General features: G+C 69.8%; 12 protein-coding genes. 5 read left to right on the forward strand and 7 right to left on the reverse strand.

Going from position 1 to position 16,691, the window contains the following annotated elements:
• The first annotated feature begins 25 nt into the window (after positions 1-25).
• Together deoC and DPQ23_RS07895 are read left to right on the forward strand one after the other, a co-directional pair.
• Positions 26-1,021, forward strand: coding sequence for a deoxyribose-phosphate aldolase (deoC, locus tag DPQ23_RS07890; RefSeq protein WP_112874164.1), 996 nt, complete (start codon positions 26-28; stop codon positions 1,019-1,021).
• Positions 1,022-1,025: 4 nt separating this feature from the next.
• A complete protein-coding gene (locus tag DPQ23_RS07895; RefSeq protein WP_112874165.1) occupies positions 1,026-3,410 on the forward strand; it encodes an aldehyde dehydrogenase family protein in 2,385 nt (794 codons plus the stop codon).
• A 15-nt stretch (positions 3,411-3,425) separates the two neighbouring features.
• On the opposite strand, the gene DPQ23_RS07900 is transcribed toward DPQ23_RS07895, so the two are convergent.
• From DPQ23_RS07900 to DPQ23_RS07920, 5 genes are all read right to left on the reverse strand, one after another.
• Entirely contained in the window at positions 3,426-5,057 is a 1,632-nt protein-coding gene (locus DPQ23_RS07900) for a CHASE domain-containing protein (RefSeq protein ID WP_112874166.1), read from the reverse strand.
• Positions 5,058-5,258: 201 nt separating this feature from the next.
• On the reverse strand, positions 5,259-6,422 hold the full coding sequence (locus DPQ23_RS07905) for an ABC transporter substrate-binding protein (RefSeq protein WP_112874167.1): 1,164 nt from the start codon (positions 6,420-6,422) through the stop codon (positions 5,259-5,261).
• Positions 6,423-6,504: 82 nt separating this feature from the next.
• Entirely contained in the window at positions 6,505-7,614 is a 1,110-nt protein-coding gene (locus tag DPQ23_RS07910; RefSeq protein WP_112874293.1) for an ABC transporter ATP-binding protein, read from the reverse strand.
• 23 nt (positions 7,615-7,637) lie between these two features.
• A complete protein-coding gene (locus DPQ23_RS07915) occupies positions 7,638-8,456 on the reverse strand; it encodes an ABC transporter permease (protein WP_112874168.1) in 819 nt (272 codons plus the stop codon).
• Complete coding sequence (locus DPQ23_RS07920) at positions 8,453-9,322, reverse strand: ABC transporter permease (RefSeq protein WP_112874169.1); 870 nt, start codon at positions 9,320-9,322, stop codon at positions 8,453-8,455. The genes DPQ23_RS07915 and DPQ23_RS07920 overlap by 4 nt, the downstream gene beginning before the upstream one ends.
• Before the next feature lie 252 nt (positions 9,323-9,574).
• On the opposite strand from DPQ23_RS07920, the gene DPQ23_RS07925 reads away from it, so the two are divergent.
• On the forward strand, positions 9,575-10,681 hold the full coding sequence (locus tag DPQ23_RS07925) for a TRAP transporter substrate-binding protein (RefSeq protein WP_112874294.1): 1,107 nt from the start codon (positions 9,575-9,577) through the stop codon (positions 10,679-10,681).
• Between the two features lie 112 nt (positions 10,682-10,793).
• On the opposite strand, the gene DPQ23_RS07930 is transcribed toward DPQ23_RS07925, so the two are convergent.
• The gene (locus tag DPQ23_RS07930) at positions 10,794-12,911 is read right to left on the reverse strand and encodes a TRAP transporter large permease (RefSeq protein ID WP_112874170.1); all 2,118 of its coding nucleotides are present in this window, start codon (positions 12,909-12,911) and stop codon (positions 10,794-10,796) included.
• Positions 12,908-13,576, reverse strand: coding sequence for a TRAP transporter small permease subunit (locus DPQ23_RS07935; protein ID WP_112874171.1), 669 nt, complete (start codon positions 13,574-13,576; stop codon positions 12,908-12,910). The genes DPQ23_RS07930 and DPQ23_RS07935 overlap by 4 nt, the downstream gene beginning before the upstream one ends.
• A gap of 291 nt (positions 13,577-13,867) precedes the next feature.
• Between DPQ23_RS07935 and DPQ23_RS07945 the strand changes: the two genes are divergently transcribed.
• Together DPQ23_RS07945 and DPQ23_RS07950 are read left to right on the forward strand one after the other, a co-directional pair.
• Complete coding sequence (locus tag DPQ23_RS07945; protein WP_112874173.1) at positions 13,868-15,730, forward strand: ABC transporter ATP-binding protein; 1,863 nt, start codon at positions 13,868-13,870, stop codon at positions 15,728-15,730.
• Between the two features lie 36 nt (positions 15,731-15,766).
• Positions 15,767-16,627 (forward strand): hypothetical protein, encoded by an 861-nt coding sequence (locus DPQ23_RS07950; protein WP_162630683.1) that lies wholly within the window; start codon positions 15,767-15,769, stop codon positions 16,625-16,627.
• Positions 16,628-16,691 lie beyond the last annotated feature (64 nt).

Raw genomic sequence — 16,691 nt, forward strand, 5'->3', positions numbered from 1 at the left:
CGCGACGGCACGATCAGGGGGCGGAATGGCGATCAGCAGGGGCGACAGGGCCACCGCGGCCGACCGAAGGGCAGGGGTGACGCGCGCCAACCCGCCGGTGCCCCTTGACCTGGGCCCGGTGGCGCGCGCGACGGTCAACCGCTCGGCCACCGAACGCCGCGCGGCCCAGATCGGCACGCGGCGCAGCGTCAAGGGGCTGCATCAGGCCGCATGGCTGGTCCATGCCATCCGCTGCATCGACCTGACCACGCTGGCGGGCGACGACACCGCCGATCGTGTGCGCCGCCTGTGCGCCAAGGCCCGCCAGCCACTGCGCCCCGATCTTCAGGCGGCGCTGGGACTGGCGGGGCTGACGACCGGCGCGGTCTGCGTCTATCCGACGATGGTGCCCCACGCCGTGGCCGCGCTGGACGGATCGGGCATCCCGGTCGCCTCGGTCGCCACCGGGTTTCCCGCGGGCCTGATGCCCCTGCCCCTGCGGCTGGCCGAGATCCGCTGGGCCGTCGATCAGGGCGCGGCGGAAATCGACATCGTCATCACCCGCGAACTGGCCCTGCGCGGCGACTGGGCCGCGCTTTACGACGAGATCGCGGCCATGCGCGACGCCTGCGGACCTGCCCACATGAAGGCGATCCTGGCCACGGGCGAGCTGGGCACGCTGACCACCGTCCATCGCGCCGCGACCGTCGCCATGCAGGCGGGCGCGGATTTCATCAAGACCTCGACCGGGAAAGAGCCGCAGAACGCCACCCTGCCCGTCGCGCTGACCATGATCCGGGCGCTGCGCGATCACCAGGACGCGACCGGCCATGTCGTCGGCTTCAAGCCCGCCGGCGGCCTGCGGTCCGCCAGGGAGGCGACGGTCTGGCTGTCCCTGATCCGCGAGGAGCTTGGCCCCCGCGCGATGCAGCCCGACCTGTTCCGCATCGGCGCCAGTTCCATGCTGGGCGACATCGAGCGCCAGCTGGAGCATTTCGTCACCGGGCGCTATGCCGCCCAGTCGCATCATCCGGCGGGGTAGGCCCATGACGATCCACGACATCCTGTCCGCCCTGGACTATGGCCCCTCGCCCGAATCCGCCGCCCCCGCCACCGCGTGGCTGGCCGCCCGCGCCCCCGGCATCGGGCATTTCATCGACGGCGCGTTCGACGCCTTCACCCCCGGCGCGTCGTTCGTCACGGAAAACCCGGCGACCGGCGCGCCGCTGATCGCCGTGTCCCAGGGGACGGGCGCGGACGTGGACCGCGCCGTCGCCGCGGCCCGCGCGGCCTTTCCCGGCTGGTCGGCCCGGCCCGCGGCCGAGCGCGCGCGCCATCTGTATGCGCTGGCCCGCGCGGTGCAGAAGCACGAACGCTTTCTTGCGGTGCTGGAGACGATCGACACCGGCAAGCCCATCCGGGAATCGCGCGACATCGACCTGCCGCTTGTGGCGCGCCATCTGCATCACCACGCCGGATGGGCCGCCGCCCTGCCGATGGAGTTCCCGGGCCATGCCCCCCACGGCGTCTGCGCGCAGGTGATCCCGTGGAACTTTCCGCTGCTGATGCTGGCGTGGAAGGTCGCCCCCGCGCTTGCCGCCGGCAATACGGTGGTGCTGAAACCGGCCGAGCAGACGCCGCTGACCGCCACCGCCTTTGCCGAGATCTGCGCCGAGGCCGGGTTGCCGCCGGGCGTCGTCAACATCGTGCAGGGCGACGGCGACACCGGGGCCGCGCTGGCCGCGCACCCGGACGTGGACAAGGTAGCCTTCACCGGCTCGACCGATGTGGGGCGCGCGATCCGCGCCGCGCTGGCGGGATCGGGCAAGGCGCTGACGCTGGAACTGGGTGGCAAGTCGCCGTTCATCGTGTTCGACAGCGCCGATCTGGACGCCGCAGTCGAGGGGGTGGTGGACGGCCTGTGGCTGAACCAGGGGCAGGTCTGCTGCGCCGGCTCGCGCCTGCTGGTGCAGGAAAGCGTGGCCGAGGCGTTCACCGCCCGGTTGCTGCGGCGCATGGAGACGCTGCGCGTAGGCGATCCGCTGGACAAGGGCACCGACCTGGGCGCGATCATCTCGGCCGGGCAGCGCGCGCGCATCGGCCGCCTGATCGACATCGCCCTGGCCGAGGGGGGAACGCTGGCCACCCCCGACGCCCCCCTGCCCGACAATGGCCACTGGTGCGCGCCGGGCATCCTTGCGGGCGCAGCCCCCGCGGCCACCATCGCACAGGTCGAGGTCTTTGGCCCGATTGGCGTGCTGATGACCTTTCGCACCCCGGCCGAGGCGGTCGAGATGGCCAACAACACCCCCTATGGCCTTGCCGCCTCGATCTGGGCGCAGGACCTGGACACCGCGCTGGACGCGGCGGCGCGCGTCCGCGCGGGCGTGGTCTGGATCAACGGCGCCAACCTGCTGGACGCGGCCGCGCCCTTTGGCGGGACCAGGGAAAGCGGCTTCGGGCGCGAGGGCGGCCGCGCCGGGATGGCCGCGTACCTGCGGCCGGACGGGGCCGCGCCCACCCGCGCCCTGCCCGACCGCCCGGTCGATTTTGCCGCCGCGCCAGCGGCCGCCGCCCCGGCCGGCAACCAGCCCCCCGGCATCGACCGCACGCTGAAGCTTTACATCGGCGGCAAACAGGTCCGGCCCGACGGCGGCGCAAGCTATGGCTTGCGCGGTCCCACGGGCGCGCGGATCGGGGCGGCGGCCACCGGCGGGCGCAAGGACATCCGCAACGCGGTCGAGGCGGCGCACAAGGCCGCGGGATGGGCCGCGCTGTCCGGCCACGCCCGCGCGCAGGTCGTGCATTTCATGGCCGAGACGCTGGCCCAGCGGCGCGAGCAGTTCGCGGCCTCGCTGGCGGCCGGCGGATGCGCCGATCCGGGGGCCGAGGTCGAGGCGACGCTGGACCGGCTGATGCTGATCGGCGGCATGGCCGACAAGCTGGACGGGGCCATCCCGTCTACCCGCGCGCGCCACCTGACGCTGGCGATGCCCGAACCCTGGGGCGTCGTGGGGCTGATCTGCCCCCTTGGCCAGCCGCTGATCGGGATGGTCACGCTGATCGCGGCGCTGATCGCGCAGGGCAACCGGGTCGTCGCGGTGCCGGACCCGGCGCAGGGGCTGGTCGCGGGCGATCTGGCGCAGCTGTGCGACAGTTCGGACGTGCCGGGCGGGGTGGTGAACCTGATCACCGGCGATCCCGCGGTGCTGGGCCCCGTGCTTGCGGCGCATGACGCCGTGGACGCGCTGTGGCACGCGGGCGACGCCGCCCTGCTGGCGCGGCTGGAGGCCGAGGCCGCGGGCAACCTCAAGCCCGTCCGCGTCCACCCTGCCACGCTGGACTGGGCCGCGCTGCCCCTGTCCCTGCTGCGGTCGGTGATCGCGGATGCCGTGCAGATCAAGACGGTCTGGCTGCCCTACGGCGCCTGAGGGGCGGCCCGCCGGTCAGCGCGGGGTGTCCGCGACCAGCGGAAAGGCGATGGTGACGTGCATCCCCTGCGGGCCGAAATCGCGGCTTATCCGGCCGTTCAGGTCGCCTTCGACCATCGCCTCCATCAGATGGGTGCCAAAGCCGCTGCGGGCCGGGTCGGCGGGGGCGGTCGCCTTCGACTCGATCCAGTCGAGTTCCAGCCACTCGCGCCCGGCACGGTCAAGGACCCGCCAGACGATCAGCATCTCGGGAATGCCGTCCGTCGTCTGGCCATATTTCATCGCGTTCGTGGACAGCTCATGAATGACCAGCCCGACGCTTTGGGCCTGACGCGCATCAAGCTGCACCACGGGGCCGTCCATCACCCGGGCGGCCTGTTCGGGCGACATCACCTGCTCGATCTCGCGCCGGATCAGGTCCTGCAGGTTCGCCGTGCCGTACCGGTCGCGGGTCAGCAGGTCCTGGGTGCTGGCCATCGCCGCCAGGCGGCCCGAGAAGATCTTCTCGAACTCGTCCAGGTCTTTCGCGCTGCGCCGGGTGTGGCGGGCGATGGCCTGGATGCGGGCGATGTGGTTCTTGATCCGATGCTTCATCTCCTGCAGCATCAGGTTGCGGTCCTCGGCCATTTCGGCCGACATCCGCGCGGCCTGGCGCGCCCCCGAGATGGCGCGTGCGTTGACCCGCACCAGCGCCGTCGTGGCCAGCGCCAGCAGCAGCGACAGCGCCCCCACGAAGATCGTGGCGATGTGGTCCGAGGGACGGGCGAAGCCCGGCGCCTCGGTCACGGTCATCTGCCAGTTGCGCCCCGCGACATCCAGCCGTCGCACGACCTGCCGCGGGTTCACGACGCTGCCCGGCCCGTCGTCGTCGAACAGCGGCGTGTCGGGCGCGGCCAAATCAATGGTGCGCAGCGTGACGGGCAGCGGCGCCTCGCCGTCGCGGACGGCGGCGGCGTGCAGGTCGCCGGCGCGGAACGGCGCATAGACAAAGCCTGCGACCTGCGCAAAGGGCGCAGGCGCGGTGCCGGGCGCACCCGCCCGCACCGCGAGATAGACCAGGAAACCCGCCTGCTTGCTGTCGGTGATTTCCTGCACCAGCTGCACTGGGCCGCTGGCCTGCGCGCTGCCGGTGCGGGCGGCCTCGGTCATGGCAAGGCGGCGGACAGAGCCGCTGAACATGTCATAGCCCAGCGCCGCGGCGTTGCGGTCGTCCTGCGGTTCCAAAAGCACGATGCCGGCGGCCACGGGCTGGTCTGTCGGCGGGTGCAGCGGAACCGCCTCGCCATAGTTCCGGGCGATCTCGGCCGGGATACCGGCGGTCGCGGCGGCCGTGGTCATCAGCCGGGCGAAACCGATTCCCTGAATCCCGCTGTAATCGTCGCGCAGCCCCAGCCCCGAGACATAGCGCGAGAACGTCGCGGCCTCGACCTGACCCCCGGTCGACTCGAACGCTGCGGCGGTCGCGCGCAACAGCGCGACATGCTGGTTGATGCGTTCATGCAGCCGCCCGGCCACCAGGTCGGCAATGCGGTCGAACCGCGCCGCCGCGGCACGGGATTCCAGTCGCATGATCGTGCCGGTCAAGACCGCGCCGACCCCCAGCGAGATGATCAGCACAAGGGCTGGCAGGCGGCGATTGGTGAGCAATCAGGTCTCCGGCTGGGCCGCCCGCGGTCTCTGGCGAGAGCGATACATACCCCGAAAAGTTGATCTGGCAACCGGGAAGTGCAAAGCATTCAACGCCCCGGCGGGCGCACCGGCCGGGCCGCCACAGGTCTGCGCCCCGGTTCCCCGCGCGGCAGCCGCGGGGACGGTCGCGACCAGCGCCGTCGCAGGGCGGGCGCGTCGTCAGCCCTTTGCCGGATCCCTGACCTGGGGGAATGTCTGGAACGCGACGTTCCACAGTTCGCCGTCGATGCGCTCGACGCGGCGCATCGAGATGTCCTGCACGATGTCGCGGGTGTCCGGGTCGATCAGGATCGGACCGCGCGGCGATTCAAACGCCATCCCCTTCATCGCGTCCACCAGCGCGGGGCCCGCCGCATCCCCGCCCGTCGCCGCCAGCGCCTGAAACAGCAGATGCGCGCCGTCATACGCCGCAACGGCCATGAAGTTCGGCCGCCCCCCGGTGCGGGCCTGAATGTCGCGCACAAAGTCGCGGTTCAGGGGGCTGTCGTGCCAGGCGGTGTAATGGAACCCCGTGACCAGCCCCAGCGCCGCATCCCCCATCTGCGGCAGCACCATGTCGTCGGTGACGCTGCCGTCGGCGACCAGCCGGGTGCCGGACCGGTCCAGCCCGCGTTCCACCCATTGCTTCAGCAGCGGCGCCCCCATCCCCGACGGCACGAAGACGAACAGCACCTGTGGCTTGCGATCGGCCACCCGCTGCAGAAAGGGCGCGAAGTCCGGGTTCTGCATCGGCACCCGAAGGCTGTCGATCACCTGCCCGCCCCCGGCGGTGAAATCCGCCACAAACGTCGCCTCGGCGTCCGCGCCGGGCCCGTAGTCCAGCACAAGCGTCATCGCCGTCGTGACGCCTTCGGCGATCACCCAGGCGGCGATGCGGCTGGTGACCTGCGGCGTCGTATAGCTGGTGCGCACGACATAGGGCGACGCCTCGGTCACGGCCGAGGTCGCGGCGACCATGACGATCTGGGCCACGCGGGCGCGGGTCGCGATCGGGGCCGCGGCCAGCGCCAGCGGGGTCAGGCCGAAGCCGCCCAGCACCTCGACCCCCTCGCGCGTGACCATCGACTGCGCGATGCGCTTGGTGGCATCGGCAATGCCCCCGTCGTCCTCGACCATGACCTCGATCCGACGGCCCGCCACGCGGTCGCCGTGGCGATCCAGATACAGGCGCAGCCCCGCCTGCACCTGCTGCCCATAGGCCGCGAAAGGCCCGGTCAGGGGCAGGACCATCCCCAGCCGCAGAGCCGCGTCCTGGGCCCGCGCGGGCGCCGCCGACAGCGCCGCCGCAGCCCCCGCGCCCACCATCAGTTCACGTCTGTTCATCGCGCCATTCCCACCCTGCCCAAACCGACGTGTCACAGCCGCACCTGGCCGGCCGCCCACACCCGGCGGCTGCCCAGACCCGTCAGCGAAACAGCACCAGCGACCCCGGCGACCAGATGACGCGCGTCCGGGTGCCCACGTCCGGCACCTCGCGCCCGAACAAGTTGCGCATGGACACCCGCACAGGCCGCGCGATCCCGTCATAGCGGGCCGACCCGTCCATCAGGACATCGTAATAGGTCATGTCGCCGTAATACACGACCTCTTCGATGACGCCGCCGGTGACGCGATCCACGGCGCGTTCGGGGCCGCGCCCCACGACCGGGGCCAGGGTCACGGCCTCAGGGCGAAAGCCGACGGTCGGCTCGGCGTCGCCGGGGTTGGCCCGGCTGACGTTCCGGGACGGCACCTCGACGATGCCGAAGCCGGGGGCATCCACGGTCACGGCCTGATCCGTCTCGCCCAGGATGCGGGCGGGCAGGAAGTTCATCACCCCGATGAAATCGGCCACGCGGCGGCTGGCGGGTCGGGCATACAGCGCCTCGGGGCCGTCAAGCTGGGCAATCTCGCCCTCGAACATCACGGCGATGCGGTCGGACATGACCAGCGCCTCCTCCTGGTCATGCGTCACCAGGACAAAGGTGATGCCGACCTGTCGTTGCAGCTTGATCAGCTCGACCTGCATCTGCTCGCGCATCTTGCGGTCCAGCGCGGACAGCGGCTCGTCCAGCAGCAGCACCTTGGGCTTGAGGATCAGCGCGCGGGCCAGCGCGACCCGCTGGCGCTGGCCGCCCGACAGGGCGTGCGCCGCCCGCCGGCCATAGCCGCGCAGGCCCACCATCTCCAGCGCCTCCTCGACGGCGCGGGCCTTGTCGGCGGCGCTGCGCGGATCGCGGCGCAGGCCGAAGCCCACGTTCTCGGCGACGGTCAGATGGGGAAAGATGGCGTAGGACTGAAACACCATGTTCGTCGGCCGCACGTTCGCGGGCACCCCGCGCATGTCACGCCCGTCGATCAGCACCACGCCGGAGCCGATCTCCTCGAACCCCGCGATGGTGCGCAAGAGCGTGGTCTTGCCGCAGCCCGACGGGCCCAGCAGGGAAAAGAACTCGCCCTCGCGGATGGTCAGGTCGATGCCGCGCAGGGCGTGATAGTCGCCATAGTACTTCTGGACCTGCCGACATTCGATCATGGGCTTGCGGTCGGCGATGGGGGTCAAAGAAAGCCTCCGGTGTCCTTGGCGCCGGTCCGGGCGATGCCCCGGCGGCGGAAATACTCGGCGATGCCCAGCAGCACGATCGACGCCAGGACCAGCAGGGTCCCCAGCGCCATGATGACCGGGATCGACTTGGGAAAGCGCAGCTGGCTGAAGATGTAGGTGGGCAGCGTGGGCTCGTTCCCGGCCAGGAAGAACGCGATGATGAACTCGTCCAGGCTGACCGTGAAGCACATCAGCATGGCCGAGATGATCCCCGGCATCACCAGCGGCAGGATCACCAGGCGGAAGGCGCTGAACCTCGTCTCGCCCAGGTCATAGGCCGCCTCCTCCAGCGACTTGTCCAGCGACGAGAACGCCGTCGTCATGATCGCCACCGCATAGGGCATGCAGATCAGCGTGTGGCCCAGGATGACGGTCAGGATCGACAGTTCGATCCCCACGGCCAGCAGCACGACCAGAAGCGACATCGACACGATGATCTCTGGCATGACCAGCGGCATCATGATCAGCCCTATCGCCGCGCCCTTGCCGGGAAACCTGAACCGGGTCGAGGCACGGGCGGCAAAGGTCCCCAGGCAGGTGGACAGGATCGAGGCGCTGAACGCGATGATCAGCGAGTTCGTCAGCGCCTTTCGCAAGGCCGCATTGTCCCACATCTGGACGAACCAGCCGGTGGTGAAGCCCTTGAGCGGAAAGGCGACGATCGTGCCGGCATTGAACGCGAAGATCGGCAGCAGCAGGATCGGGGCGTACAGAAACAGCAGATACAGGATGGCATAGGCCCGCAGGCCCCCGCCCTGGAACCGCCCGTTCATTGCCGCACCCGCAGAAAGCGGCGGTTCGCCAGCAGGAACAGCAGCGAGGCGATGGCCACCACCAGCATCGCGGTCACGGCCATGGCGGACCCCAGGGGCTTGTTGTCGATGTCCAGCATCTGCGCCTGGATCATGTTGGCGACCATCGGAATCTTGCCGCCGCCGATCAGGGTGGGCGTCACGTAGTCGCCGATCACGGGGATGAACACGATCAGGACCGCCGCCAGCACCCCCGGCATCGCCAGGGGCAGCGTGACGCGCCAGAACGTCATCAGCCGGCTTTCGCCCAGGTCGCGCCCGGCCTCCAGCAGCGAGCGGTCGATCTTTTCCAGCGCGACATAGATCGGCAGGATCGCGAACGGGGCATAGGCGTGGGACAGCGTCATGACGATCGAGCCGGTGTTGTAGAGCAGGAACGACAGCGGTTGCTCAATCACGCCCAGGCTTTTCAGGCCCGAGTTGATGACGCCGTTGTAGCCCAGGATCACCTTCCACAGGAAGACGCGGATCAGGTAGCTGGTCCAGAACGGGATCGTGATGAGGAAGATCCACAGCGCCTTGCGGTCCGGCGTCACGACGAAGGACAGGAAGTAGGCCACCGGGAACGCCAGCAGCACCGTCGCCAGCGTCACCATCGCCGCCACCGACAGCGACCGGATCATGATGGTGCGAAAGATCGGGTCGGCCCAGACGGCGCGATAGTTCTCCAGAGTGAACTCGCGCACGATGGTCAGATAGCCGTCCTTGAAGAACGAATAGGCGAGGATCGTCAGCAGCGGGATGCCCAGCATCAGCACCGCATAGGTCAGCGGCGGCGCCACGATCCGCAGGCCCTGCGCGGCCTCTTTCCCGTCGGCTGTCGCCATCCACGTCCCCCTGACCCGCGCCCGGCTGGCCCTGCGCGCCGGCGTGGACATTTCCACAGTCGCGGCCAAAGGAAAAGGGCCGTCATGGCGGCGCGCGCGTGCGGCCGGACGGTGCGGTTTTCGGGGAACGCCGCGTCCGATCAGTGGACAGACCGACGGCCCCCGTGCAATCTGCCCCCTGCCAAGGAAAGGGATCCGGCCAACGATCCGCGGTCCCGCAAGCGGAGGATGAAGATGACGAAGAAGACCACGCTGGACCGCCGGTCCTTTCTAAGCCGTGCGGGCATCGGCGGGGCGGCGGCTGCGGCCGGCGCGGCGCTTGCGGCCCCCGCCATCGCGCAGGAGGCGCCGACGATCAACTGGCGCGTCGCGTCGTCCTTTCCCAAGTCGCTGGAAACGATCTACGGCAGCGGCGTGGACGTGTCCGAGCGCGTCAAGGCCATGACCGACGGCAAGTTCAACCTGCAGGTCTTTGCAGCGGGCGAGATCGTGCCCGGCCTGCAGGCGATCGACGCGGCAACGGACGGCACGGTCGAGGCCGCGAACTCGGTCGGCTATTACAGCTGGGGCAAGGACCCGGCCTTCTCGTGCGGGGCCGACCTGCCCTGGACGTTCAACGCGCGGGGCAAGGCCGCCTACAACTATCACGGCGGCGGGATCGACAGCTACAACGAATTCCTGGCCAAGCACAACCTGCTGAGCCTGCCGGTCGGCAACACCGGCGCGCAGATGGGCGGCTGGTATCGCAAGCAGATCAACGGGCTGGCGGACATGCAGGGCCTGAAGATGCGGATTTCTGGGCTTGCGGGCCGGGTCGTCGAAAAGCTGGGGGTCGTGCCGCAGCAGATCGCGGGCGGCGACATCTATCCGGCGCTGGAAAAGGGCACCATCGACGCCGCCGAGTGGGTCGGCCCCTATGACGACGAGAAGCTCGGCTTCCAGAAAGTGGCGCCCTACTATTATTATCCCGGTTTCTGGGAAGGCGGCCCGACGGTGGGGATGTTCTTCAACCTGGCCAAGTGGAACGAACTGCCCGAACTCTACAAGGCGGTCCTGCGGTCGGCCTGCCAGGCGGCCGACCTGAACACGTTGTCCGAATACGACTACAAGAACCCGCCCGCCCTGAAGCGGCTGGCCCAGTCGGGCGCCCAGCCGCTGTCCTTCCCCGAGGACGTGATGGTGGCGAGTTTCGAGGCCTCGCGTCAGGTCTATGATGAGATCGCGGCCGAGAACGCCGAGTTCAAGCGCATGTGGGAGGCGCAGAAGCCGTTCCTGAACGACTGGTATCTCTACACCCAGACGACGGACTACACCTTCGACACGATGATGATGATCCAGCAGCGCAACGGCAAGCTGTAAGCCGCCTGCTGACAGCAAGCGCCGCCGTCCCATTCGGGGCGGCGGTTTTCTTTGACCCGGGCGTGCGCCGGTCCGCAGATGCAAAGGGCGCCGATCAGGCGCCCTTTCGTCGTCAGTTGGCAGCGGCTGGCCCGGCCGGCGTCGGTGCGATCGGGACGGCGGGCGTCTGGGTGGTCGTGGTTGACCCAGCGTCGCCCGGTGCACCGGGCACGGACGCCCCGGCACCCGGTGACGAGCCAGGTCCACCAGCGCCGCCGCTGGCGGGTGCGGCGGGTTCAACCGCAGGGGCCGGTGCGGCGGGCACGGGTGCACCGAAGTTCGGCGCTCCGCCAAGGCCGCCGAGGGCCGGCGCTGCCGGTGCCCCGGCCGCAGGGGCCGCGGGGGCGGCAGGGGCGGCAGGGGCCGCAGGGGCCGCAGGGGTGCCGAAGTCGGGCGGCGCCCCAAGTCCTCCTAGCCCGCCCGCGGGAGGAGTCGCCGGCGCGGGCGTCGCGGGCGCACCGAACGGATTGCCCAGGCCACCAAGCCCCCCCGGCGCGGCGGGCGCGGTCCCCGGCGCGGCGGGCGCCCCGAAGGGGTTGCCGCCGAGGTTGCCCAGGCCACCGCCCAGACCACCGCCAAGCCCCCCGGCCGGGAAGCTGACCTCGACGTTCGACGTGTCCACGATCGGTCCCTTGTAGTGCATGACCATGGCCGGAAACGCCATGACAAGCCCGATCATGACGATCTGGATCACCACGAACGGCACGGCGCCCCAATAGATCTGGCTGGTGCGCACCGGGTCCATCGTCAGGCCGGTCACCTTGTCCTTGTAGGGAGTCTTGGGCGCGACCGATCGCAGGAAGAACAGCGAGAACCCGAACGGCGGGTGCATGAAGCTGGTCTGCATGTTCACGCCCAGCAGCACCCCGAACCAGATCAGGTCGATGCCCAGCTTTTCGGCGGCCGGCGCCAGCAGCGGCACGATGATGAAGGCCAGCTCGAAGAAGTCCAGGAAGAACGCCAGCAGGAACACCAGAATCGAGACGACGATCAGGAACCCGTAGACCCCGCCCGGCAGGCTGGTCAGCAGGTGTTCCACCCACAGATGCCCGTTCACGCCATAGAAGGTCAGCGAGAACACCCGCGCGCCCACCAGGATGAACATCACGAACGACGACAGCCGCGTGGTCGAGGCCAGCGCCTGCGGGATCACGCCGCCGCCCAGCCGGCCCTTCATCCCGGCCAGCACCAGCGCGCCCACGGCCCCCATCGCCCCGCCTTCGGTCGGCGTGGCGATGCCCAGGAAGATCGTCCCCAGCACCAGGAAGATCAGCGCCAGCGGGGGGATCAGCACGATGATGACCTGCTGGGTCAGCCGGCTCATCAGGTTCAGCCGCAGCGCGCGGTCGAGCAGCGCCGCGACATAGATCACGATCACCGCCGCGGCCAGCGCCAGGATGTCGGCGTTGGCCCCCTGGGTGGGGTGCAGCCAGTGCCACACCGCATAGAAGACCCCGCCGCCAGCCGCCAGCGCGACCACCAGCGAGGTCACGCCAGAGCCGAGCGTCCGCGCCTCGACGGGCAGCGCCGGCATCGAGGCGGGCCGCAACAGCGTCATGACGAACACATAGCCCATGTAGAGGCCCGTCAGCACCAGACCGGGGATCATCGCACCCTTGTACATGTCGCCCACCGACCGGCCGAGCTGGTCGGCCAGCACGATCAGCACCAGGCTGGGCGGGATGATCTGCGCCAGCGTTCCCGACGCCGCGATCACCCCCGACGCGATGCGCCGGTCATAGCCATAGCGCAGCATGATCGGCAGCGAGATCAGCCCCATGGCGATCACAGACGCCGCGACGACGCCCGTGGTCGCCGCCAGCAGCGCGCCCACGATGATGACCGCATAGGCCAGGCCCCCGCGGATCGGCCCGAACAGTTGGCCGATGGTGTCCAGCAGGTCCTCGGCCATGCCGGATTTCTCCAGCACGATCCCCATGAAGGTGAAGAACGGGATCGCCAGCAGGGTCTCGTTGCTCAGCAGGCCCCACAACCGTTCGGGCATGGCCTGCAGCAGGTTCCACGACAGGTTGATCTCGCCGCCCGACAGCGGCGCAAGCTCGACCCCCACGACGAAGAACAGCAGCCCGTTCGCAGCCAGCGCGAAGGCGACCGGATAGCCCAGCAGCAGGAACACCACCAGGCTGGCGAACATGATGGGCGCCATGTTGTGCGCGATAAGCTCCATCATTTGCGGGCATCCCGGTCGGTATAGTTGCGGTTGTGGTCAAGCGGATGGTCGATCATCTCGTCGGTGATCGGGTGGTTGGGGCTGGCAAAGCCCGCCTCGGCCACCAGCGTCTGGTCCAGCACGACCTCTCCGTGCGCCGAGAACTGCGCCTGGGTGTCGGGGATCAGCCCCCGCATGACGGCGATCTTCTTCACGATCTCGGACAGGCCCTGCAGGAACAGCAGGATGAAGCCCGCCAGCAGCAGCGCCTTGGCCGGCCACAGGATCAGCCCGCCCGCGTTCATCGAGCGCTCGCCATTTGCGATCGAGCGTTCCAGCCACGGCACCATCAGCCAGATCATCAGGACGACGAAGGGCATCAGGAACAGCAGGTGCCCGATCAGGTCGATCCAGTGCTGGGTGCGGCGCGACCGGCCGCCATAGATGATGTCGATGCGGATATGTTCGTTTTCCAGCAGCGTGTAGGCCGCGGCCAGCAGGAACGCCGCCCCGTAGAGATACCACTGCAGTTCCAGCCATGCGTTGGACGAGATCGACCAGACCTTGCGGATGATGGCGTTGCCGGCGCTGACCAGGACGGCCACGAGGATCAGCCAGCTGACGCTGCGTCCGATCACGGTGTTCATGCGGTCGATGCCGCGGGAAAAGGCCAGCAAGCCGCCCATGTTCACGCTCTCCCTGTCGTGTCGCGGCGCTGTCGGACAGGGGGAATGAACCCTTGAAACGGCCGCATTTTAGGGGTGCCGTATGAACGAGCCACCCTTGTCGGTCAACATTTTTCAAAGCGCCGCGACCCTGCGGAACACCGCGCCGCAGGCCAGCGCGCGACCGGCACGGGGCACGCGCGCCGGCGTTCGGATCGCCGTCCCCGCGCTTTACGCCGGGCGCGAACTGGCGCAGTCTCGCCCGCCGAGGATCGACGCCGCCATGAACCGCTTTTCCTTTCCGGGCCGCCCATGTCACCGCCCCTGAACGCCCGCCAGCCGCCCCGCAGCTTTCGCGACCGCTGGGCCGCGATGCGCAACGTGCCGCCGTTCCTGCGGCTGGTCTGGCGCGCCGGGCCGGGGCTGACGCTGGCCACGCTGGCGCTGCGGCTGTGCCGGGCGTTGATCCCGGTCGCCACGCTGTATGTCGGCAAGCTGATCGTGGACGAGGTGGTGCGCCTGATCGCCCTGCCTGACGGGCCTGCCACCATCGGCGGCTGGTGGGACGCGGGGCTGGCCTCGGGGCTGGGCTGGCTGCTGGCGGCCGAATTCGCGCTGGCCATCGCGCAGGACGGGCTGAGCAGGCTGATCGGACTGGTGGACAGCCTGCTGTCGGAACGGCTGACCAACGGGCTTTCGGTGCGGCTGATGGACCACGCCGCCACGCTGGACCTGAAGGAGTTCGAGGACGCGGTCTTTCAGGACAAGCTGGACCGCGCCCGCCGCCAGACCGCCTTCCGCATGACGCTGCTGGGGCAGTTGCTGAACCAGATCGAAAGCGTCGTCACCATCCTCAGCTTTGCGGGCGGGCTGGTCGCCTATCACCCGTGGCTGGTCGTGCTGCTGATCCTGACCCTGATCCCCGCCTTTCTGGGCGAGGCGCATTTCAACGCGCGCACCTACTCGCTGGACTATGGCCGCACGCCGGAACGGCGCGAGATGGACTATGTGCGCCAGGTCGCCGCCAGCGCCGACACCGCGAAAGAGGTCAAGATCTTCGGCCTGCACCGTTTCCTGACCGACCGCTACATGACGCTGGCGCGTGCGTTCTATGCCCAGAACCGCCGCGTCGCGGTGGACCGCGCCGCCTGGGGGGCGCTGTTCGCGGCGCTGGGGACGCTGGGCTATTACGCGGCGTATGTCTGGATCGTGGCGCAGACGCTGACCGGCGCGCTGAGCCTGGGGGACCTGACCTTTCTTGCGGGGTCGTTCCAGCGGCTGCGGACCCTGATGGAAACGCTGCTGACCTCGTTCGGGCAGACCGCCGCGCAGGCGATGTACCTGGACGACCTGTTCGGGTTCTTCCGGGTGCGGCCCGACATCGTCTCGCCCCCCGACCCCCGGCCCGTGCCGCGCCCGCTCGCGCAGGGATTCCGGTTCGAGAACGTGGGCTTTCGCTATCCCGGCAGCGACCGCTGGGCGGTGCGGCACCTGACGTTCGATCTGCACGCGGGCGAGACGCTGGCGCTGGTGGGCGAGAACGGCGCGGGCAAGACCACGCTGGTCAAGCTGCTGGCGCGGCTTTACGACCCGGACGAGGGGCGCATCCTGCTGGATGGGCGCGACCTGCGGGACTATGACCTGGACGGGCTGCGCGCGACGATGGGGGTCATCTTCCAGGATTTCGTCCGCTTCAACCTGACGGCGGGCGACAACATCGCGGTCGGCCGGATCGACGCCCGCGACGACGCCGCCCGCATCCGCGCCGCCGCCGACCGCGCCATGGCCGCCCCGGTGATCGAGCGCCTGCCCGCCGGATACGGCCAGATGATCGGCAAGCGCTTTGCCAACGGGGTCGAGCTGTCGGGCGGCGAATGGCAGAAGATCGCGATTGCGCGCGCCTACATGCGCGACGCGCAGGTCCTGATTCTGGACGAGCCCACCGCCGCGCTGGATGCGCGGTCGGAATACGAGGTGTTCCAGCGGTTCAAGGACCTGTCGGCGGGGCGGACGGCGGTGCTGATCTCGCATCGGTTCTCGTCCGTGCGGATGGCTGACCGCATCCTGGTGCTGGCGGACGGCCGGGTCGAGGCGCAGGGCACGCACGCAGAGCTGCTGGCCCGGCCCGGCCGCTATCGCGAGCTGTTCGAACTGCAGGCCGAGGGTTATCGCTAGGGTTGCGGCGGGCGCAGTTCATCCTATGTTCCCGCCATGGACGGATCATTTCACTCTCTCGACTGGCCCCGCGTGGCGACGGCGGACCCACCGCTGCTGGCCGGCTTCGAATGCGGGCGGCTGCACTGGAACGGGCATGACCTGCTGCATTCCACCGGGCATCTGCCGGACGGGCGCATGCAGCATCACCACGCCACGGCCATGGCCGAGGGCGCGACGGGCGCGCGCGACGGGCTGTCGTGGCGCCACGACATCGTGGCCCGCGTGCAGGCGGTGCCCGCGGGCTTTCCGGTCATCTGGGACATGGCGCATTTCGACCTGCCGCGCCGGCCGGCGCAGCACGCCGTCGCCTGTTCCATGGCCCTGCCCGACGGCGCCTGGGCCATCGCCGTCAACGAGCCGTCGGTGGGCCGCCGGGTCGCCGGGGTCGTGCGGTCGCGCGCCGTCGAGGCGGCGGTAAAGATGATGACCACGGCCGCCATGCTGCCGCGGCGGCCGCGCTTTGCCACCTGCGATCCCTTTCACCACCTGCACCCCGAGGTGTTTCGCGCCACCGACCGGCTGGTCGCCACCGGGCTGATCGAGATGGTCGGCGTGAACTATTACCCCCATCACGCGATCGAGCCGCTGCACCATGTCCTGCGCGTGGTGGCCGACCGCTGGCGCCTGCCCGTGATGATCACGGAAACGGGCTGGCATCAGGGTCTGCCGGCCGCGCATCGGCGGTTTCCCCATATCCACGACCGCTGGGGATGGCTGGCCCATGTCCGGGCCGAGGTCGAACGATCCGGCGTGCCGGTCGCGGGGATCTGCTGGTATCCGTGGCTGGACATGCCCGACTGGGGCGATCCGAACCGCGGGCGCTGGCCCTGCGGCTGGCCCGGACGGCAGGCCTGAGGCGGCGGCAGGGTGATGGGCGCGGGACGGCGCCGGTGTTCGGCGGTGCGGCGGTGCCGCAGGG

Source organism: Paracoccus endophyticus (assembly GCF_003286075.1).
GTDB classification, from domain to species: domain Bacteria; phylum Pseudomonadota; class Alphaproteobacteria; order Rhodobacterales; family Rhodobacteraceae; genus Paracoccus; species Paracoccus endophyticus.

What these genes read in the sequence shown, in the direction of transcription:
- deoC (WP_112874164.1), top strand. Translation starts at nt 26, where the DNA reads ATGGCGATCAGCAGGGGCGACAGGGCCACCGCGGCCGACCGAAGGGCA.
- DPQ23_RS07895 (WP_112874165.1), top strand. Translation starts at nt 1,026, where the DNA reads ATGACGATCCACGACATCCTGTCCGCCCTGGACTATGGCCCCTCGCCC.
- DPQ23_RS07905 (WP_112874167.1), bottom strand. Translation starts at nt 6,422, where the DNA reads ATGAACAGACGTGAACTGATGGTGGGCGCGGGGGCTGCGGCGGCGCTG.
- DPQ23_RS07910 (WP_112874293.1), bottom strand. Translation starts at nt 7,614, where the DNA reads ATGATCGAATGTCGGCAGGTCCAGAAGTACTATGGCGACTATCACGCC.
- DPQ23_RS07915 (WP_112874168.1), bottom strand. Translation starts at nt 8,456, where the DNA reads ATGAACGGGCGGTTCCAGGGCGGGGGCCTGCGGGCCTATGCCATCCTG.
- DPQ23_RS07920 (WP_112874169.1), bottom strand. Translation starts at nt 9,322, where the DNA reads ATGGCGACAGCCGACGGGAAAGAGGCCGCGCAGGGCCTGCGGATCGTG.
- DPQ23_RS07930 (WP_112874170.1), bottom strand. Translation starts at nt 12,911, where the DNA reads ATGATGGAGCTTATCGCGCACAACATGGCGCCCATCATGTTCGCCAGC.
- DPQ23_RS07935 (WP_112874171.1), bottom strand. Translation starts at nt 13,576, where the DNA reads ATGGGCGGCTTGCTGGCCTTTTCCCGCGGCATCGACCGCATGAACACC.
- DPQ23_RS07945 (WP_112874173.1), top strand. Translation starts at nt 13,868, where the DNA reads ATGTCACCGCCCCTGAACGCCCGCCAGCCGCCCCGCAGCTTTCGCGAC.
- DPQ23_RS07950 (WP_162630683.1), top strand. Translation starts at nt 15,767, where the DNA reads ATGGACGGATCATTTCACTCTCTCGACTGGCCCCGCGTGGCGACGGCG.